The organism is Chlorogloeopsis fritschii PCC 6912, assembly GCF_000317285.1.
Classification (GTDB): Bacteria; Cyanobacteriota; Cyanobacteriia; order Cyanobacteriales; family Nostocaceae; genus Chlorogloeopsis; species Chlorogloeopsis fritschii.
Genome location: NZ_AJLN01000086.1, coordinates 1 through 5,911, shown reverse-complemented (window position 1 = coordinate 5,911; position 5,911 = coordinate 1). Strand labels below are relative to the sequence as shown.

Sequence of the window (5,911 nt, the reverse complement as noted above, 5' to 3'; positions counted from 1 at the left end):
TTTCTTAATAGACGCGATATCTTGCGTCTAGACAAAAAATAAGAAGCGCTCTCGAAAAAGGGAGCGCTTTTTTATATTAAGTGAACAATAATTTCATATATAAGCTAGTTTTGTTGTTATAGATAACCTAATCAGCTTCAAGGAAATTAATGTAAAGAAGTATTTCTTATAAACAAAAGTCTTTTAGCATAAATTAACAAAAAAATATTGAAAAATATAAAAAGTTTATGTAAAAACTAAATTTAAGAGCCGGGAAAATTTCCCTCTAATTCAACCGTCTCCCTGGGGAAGGTTGGTAAACTTTTTGTTTTTTATTTGGTGTGAGGCAACTGAGAACAGATTCAAAGCTTGAATCACAATGTTCCGGCGATCGGGGAGAAGGTATTTGGTAAAAATCCATGAAAACAGCGAAGTTCTCGATTTTTGCTAATTGAGAAATTTGCGTTGAACACTTTATACACAAAACAGCCATGACCACAATTTTAAGAAGAGGCGAAAGAGAGAGCCTGTGGGATCGGTTCTGTGAATGGATTACCAGCACCAATAACAGACTTTATATTGGTTGGTTCGGCGTTTTAATGATCCCGACGCTGTTATCAGCCACCATCTGTTTCATCATTGCCTTTATTGCTGCACCACCAGTAGATATCGACGGTATTCGCGAACCTGTTTCTGGTTCTTTGATATACGGCAACAACATCATCACCGGTGCTATTGTTCCAACATCCAATGCTATTGGATTGCACTTTTACCCCATTTGGGAAGCAGCTTCCCTTGATGAATGGCTCTACAATGGCGGGCCATATGAACTGATTGTTTTCCATTTTCTCATTGGTATCTTCTGCTGGTTGGGACGGCAATGGGAGTTAAGCTACCGCCTGGGTATGCGTCCTTGGATTTGTGTAGCTTACTCTGCTCCGGTAGCAGCAGCTACTTCTGTTTTCCTAATTTATCCAATTGGGCAAGGTAGTTTTTCTGACGGAATGCCCCTCGGTATTAGCGGCACATTCAACTTTATGTTGGTGTTCCAAGCCGAGCATAACATCTTGATGCATCCTTTCCATCAACTTGGTGTAGCAGGTGTATTCGGCGGTAGCTTGTTCTGTGCAATGCACGGTTCTTTGGTAACTTCTTCACTTATACGGGAAACCACTGAAATCGAATCTCAGAACTACGGTTACAAATTTGGTCAAGAGCAAGAAACATACAGTATCGTAGCTGCTCACGGCTACTTTGGACGGTTAATTTGGCAATATGCCAGCTTTAACAACTCTCGTTCCTTGCACTTCTTCTTGGCTGCTTGGCCTGTAGTTTGTATCTGGTTCACGGCATTGGGCATCAGTACCATGGCATTCAACCTGAATGGGTTTAACTTTAACCAATCAATCCTTGACTCTCAAGGGCGGGTAGTGAATACATGGGCAGATGTACTTAACCGTGCGAACTTGGGGATAGAGGTAATGCACGAGCGTAATGCTCACAACTTCCCGCTAGACTTAGCTGCTGGTGAAGCTGTACCTGTGGCGATGAGCGCTCCTGCAATCAATGGTTAATTATTGATGCGTAGAGAAGTTGCATATTGATTTCTCTGCATATTTTGGAAATATAAAAAGCGTTCTCAATTTTGAGAGCGCTTTTTATTTATTTGGCGATCGCTATTTAGGTAAATAGATAAACTCAAGCCGACAAATCTGCTGATTTGAGTCTGGGCACTACCAATTTCATATGCTACATTCATGGCGAAATTATATGTAATTGTAAACAATGAATGCCATGAATCCAGAACTGGCTACACTTACTGCCCAGGGAATATCTATTGGGGATCAAAAAGAGCAACAAAATAATTTATATCCTGACTGCTTGTCAAAGCATATATTATCTATATTTCAGGGTTTAAAGATTGCATACAACTCTAAAAATGCTATTGAGATGGGGCGTGTGTTTTCTGATTCCTATGTCGGTTCTTTTTATTCTTTGAAAAATAAAGTTGCTTTAGTTAACTTTTTTCAAGAAACTTTTCGTTCACTACCAACAGGTGTAAGTTTGGATTTAACCATTAACATTTACCAAGTTCTCGAAGATAGTGCAGAAGCTTTTCGAGCGATCGCTGATTTTTCAAGTAGGCTGAAGTTATTAATGATGCCTTTGCAATTATTTGATTCTGAACGAGTTTATATCGAACTACACTCAGAAATGCCGCATGGCATATGGAAAATTACAAAAATTGATACTATTAAAGACTAAAATTCACTTCTCTATATTATCTGTAATAAGCTGTTCCACATTTAACTTGCATAACATGGGCAGGCATCTTGCCTGCCCCACAAGAGTTTAGTCTCATTTCAATATGCAAACTAGATGTTTCTTAGCTTACACATTTTTCTTCGCATCCCCATCTTGATCTCCAATACGCTACACTCCCAGACTCAAAAATCGGCGTTGCTGATTTAAAGTATGAATTTGTCTCACGCAAAACCGCAGAGTCGCAGAGAGTAAGAGTTTTAAATGTCTGATTTTTTAAATTTCATACCTCTATTCAGCAACGCCCAAAAATCTATGGAGGATTGTGGGGGTTCATTCAGCATCATTACAAATCCCCATGTTAAGAAAAAGGGTGTCGGGTGTGGGGTGTGGTAGCTTGTAGACGCAATAGCGGCAACAGTTGGTACCCTCCACCAACTTAACAACCACGCCTAATAGTTCATCCCAGTAAATCCTCCGCAGAGGGCAAGTAGTGCAAAGGATTGTACTCTAGCATGGTAGGGTTGCTCACAAATTCTTAAGTTGATGATATCTACTATTCGCTTATCCTGAAATCTATACTGTTCCTGCTTTTCTTGCGATAATTCCCAACAGGTACAGGCACTTGACATTGGTTAATCAAGGGGAGGATAGATGACACTTAAGCGGTTGGGTTTATTTTTTTTGACGCTTGTAGCTATTTTTTTTTCAGGTACATCTTTATTTAACAGTTGGCAAGAACCTCAGTTCCAAAACCGCCTGGAACTCTACCAAACGAATATTGTGCTACAAGCCTCGCAATGGCAACCGCCAGATGGTAAGGATAGCAATTTAGAGGTAGCTAAGGAAGCGATCGTAGGCGAAAAACCCCTAGAAACAGCTATCAAGCAGTATCAGCAGGCACGTAAATCTGCTCAAATTAATCTCGAAAAAGCCGAAAAACAGCTGGCAAGACTGAGTTCTGAATCAGCCGCTACTCCTGCAACTCCCAAATCCCAATCAGAAATTCCTCCTGTTAGCAACGTTTCTGCTTCATTACAGGAGAAACAGTTGCAGCAAACTCTCAACCAATTGCAAAAATCAATTGCTGAGATCGATCTACAGTTGGGAATTTTACAAATACAGCAAGGGAAAAATGATACTGCCCTGAAAACATGGAACCAATTGCAGCAAAACTCAGAAGTAAATCCGCAATTGCGCGAAACTGCTGCTACGCTGATTGGGCTGTGGAGTAACCCTCCTCGTCTTTTCCCAAATGCCGAACAACTGATTCAAGATAACTTAGAAGGTTGGTTTAGATATACCGCCCTTACCAAACTCTACCAACTCCAGCAACGCCAAGAAGCCTTAGTAAACATTAAAGCCGAAGCACAAGAAACTGCTGTGGATGCTTTATGGAAATTAGCAATTATAGGAACTATTCCGGCGCTAGGAGCTTTTATTGGAATTGGACTGCTAATATTTTTGATTGGACAGCGTATAGTCAAAGGAAAAACAGCTTTATTAGAGCAAAATGCTGATGTAGGTTGGACAACGCCTTGGGATGGAGAAACGATTTTGCAAGTCTTCGTTGTCGGCTTTTTCTTCATGGGACAACTGTTAATTCCTTTGGTGTTATCCCTTCTCCCTATACCACGCCCAGTTTTAAATGTACGTATTCAGGCATTCTACGTATTCTTGAGTTATATCTTGGTAGCGTCGGGTGCGTTATTGGTGCTGTATTTATCTATCAAACGTTTTTTCCCGCTACCATCTGACTGGTTTCGCTTTCGTTGGCAAAGTAATTGGTTTTTGTGGGGATTTGGTGGTTATTGTGCCGCGCTACCGATTGTAGTGGTAGTGTCCTTAATTAATCAACAACTATGGCAAGGACAAGGCGGTAGTAATCCTCTGTTACAATTGGCGCTAGAAAGCCAAGATTCTGTCGCACTCGGACTATTTTTTGTAACTGCTGCGATCGCTGCCCCAATATTTGAAGAATTTCTGTTTCGTGGCTTTTTGTTACCCTCGCTGACTCGTTATCTGTCTGTGTGGGGAGCAATTATTGTCAGCAGCTTATTATTTGCTGTTGCTCACCTTAGCTTGTCAGAAGTTCTACCGCTATTTTCTTTAGGGGTAGTTTTGGGGGTAGTTTATACGCGATCGCGCAATTTACTAGCTCCCATGCTTCTCCATAGCCTTTGGAATAGTGGTACTTTAATAAGTCTATTTATTCTCGGCAGTAGCAGTCAGTGAGTTTTTGTCGCACTTTACCAAAATTTCATGAAATACCAAGGCAATATGTCATAAAAATCTACCAATTATAGTTGGTATTTAGCCTAGAAAAATGTTAGTTTGAGAAAAAATATGTTGCTAGTATAAAAAGGCAAAAAGCGGGGTAGTCAGCTAGCGCTGGATCGGAAATTACCGAACGGCAAACTCCTTCTCCGCTATTGACTATAATGTTGTTCTCAAACTTGCAAACGCCTAAAAAATACGCGGTAGACGCCTGTAGAGCCGTTTTTCATCGAGTGTACAACTTGAAGTGAGAAAGATTGTTCTACAAGGTACCAACTATAGTAGCTTTGCGGATTTGTAGGCGTTGGTAAGGTTGTTTCCCATAGGTAGCACCGACATAACAGAAGGGAGAAAACAAGAAACTTATAGTATAAGTTTTTTGTCTATTCTTAAATGTTTGATGATTTTCACCAGGACGTACTAGCCTTAAAAATAGCAGCAGTTAGTAAAATAGATGACAAATTAGTCTAAGAATGCTAATACTGTCAGTTGTCAGCCTACTGCTAGAGCAAATTGTTTGCAAGTTCTGTTTGAATTTAACTTGATGACGGAACAGCAATACAAATTTTGTTTCGGCGGTTTGTCTGACTTGATTTGGGAAAATATTCTAAAATCTTCCCTAAACTATTTGTCTACAGTTTAGTGTTATTCAGTGTCACAATTGCTTCCGTAAATCTTAAAACATCCGGAAGTGACATTGCTGGAATTGTAATCATTATTCTGATTTTGTCGTTTTGCGATCGTGGCAGTTAGTCTCTAACCAGGAATTAACTGTCACAACGACAATGCAAAACGCTATTTTACATTCTTTTAAGTTCAAAATCTTTTGATTAGGGAAAGTGGCTTCAGGATATTTCTGAATCACTGCTTACTCTAATTATTATTGCGTTGCCTATAAAATTAGGTTGCGCTACTTTCATTATCTATATTTTATCAGGATGAATTTTACCAAAATAAGAGTATAAATTTATCTACTTGGTAAATTAAGATATTCAGTAAATTTATCTTTTTGATAAATATTTAGAGTTTTAATTTTACACATCACCCTTGAAGGAGCAGCACCCAATGGCAAATCTCAACCCTAGTCATGCTACCAAACAAATTTTAGCTGGATACTGCGGCATTATTTTCGGAGGACTTGGCGTCCATAAATTTATTCTTGGTTATTCTACAGAAGGCTTCATTATGCTTGTGGTTTCTCTAGTCGGTGGTTATTTTACCTACGGCTTTACCTTATTAATTATGCAACTAATCGGTTTGATAGAAGGAATGATTTACTTAAATAAATCCCATAGTGAATTTGTTGATACTTATTTTGTCAATAGACAGGGATGGTTCTAAACTTCTCGGTTTACATCGTTGAGGCAAGTCAGTTAAATTGAGAATCAGTAGT

The 5,911-nt window shown here is 39.3% G+C and carries 4 protein-coding genes; all 4 read left to right on the top strand.

What is annotated here, in order from left to right:
- Positions 1 to 470 precede the first annotated feature (470 nt).
- The 4 genes from psbA to UYC_RS0117140 all read left to right on the top strand — a co-directional run bounded on the left by psbA (position 471) and on the right by UYC_RS0117140 (position 5,859).
- The gene (gene psbA / locus UYC_RS0117155) at positions 471 to 1,553 is read left to right on the top strand and encodes a photosystem II q(b) protein (RefSeq protein WP_016878157.1); all 1,083 of its coding nucleotides are present in this window, start codon (positions 471 to 473) and stop codon (positions 1,551 to 1,553) included.
- Positions 1,554 to 1,773: 220 nt separating this feature from the next.
- Entirely contained in the window at positions 1,774 to 2,244 is a 471-nt protein-coding gene (locus UYC_RS0117150) for a hypothetical protein (protein WP_016879588.1), read from the top strand.
- Positions 2,245 to 2,895: 651 nt separating this feature from the next.
- On the top strand, positions 2,896 to 4,476 hold the full coding sequence (locus UYC_RS0117145; protein WP_016878155.1) for a CPBP family intramembrane glutamic endopeptidase: 1,581 nt from the start codon (positions 2,896 to 2,898) through the stop codon (positions 4,474 to 4,476).
- A gap of 1,107 nt (positions 4,477 to 5,583) precedes the next feature.
- Positions 5,584 to 5,859, top strand: a complete 276-nt coding sequence (locus tag UYC_RS0117140) for a TM2 domain-containing protein (RefSeq protein WP_016878154.1) — start codon at positions 5,584 to 5,586, stop codon at positions 5,857 to 5,859.
- Positions 5,860 to 5,911: the final 52 nt, after the last annotated feature.

Coding starts and splice junctions, on each gene's coding strand:
- psbA (WP_016878157.1), top strand. CDS start 471: ATGACCACAATTTTAAGAAGAGGCGAAAGAGAGAGCCTGTGGGATCGG.
- UYC_RS0117150 (WP_016879588.1), top strand. CDS start 1,774: ATGAATCCAGAACTGGCTACACTTACTGCCCAGGGAATATCTATTGGG.
- UYC_RS0117145 (WP_016878155.1), top strand. CDS start 2,896: ATGACACTTAAGCGGTTGGGTTTATTTTTTTTGACGCTTGTAGCTATT.
- UYC_RS0117140 (WP_016878154.1), top strand. CDS start 5,584: ATGGCAAATCTCAACCCTAGTCATGCTACCAAACAAATTTTAGCTGGA.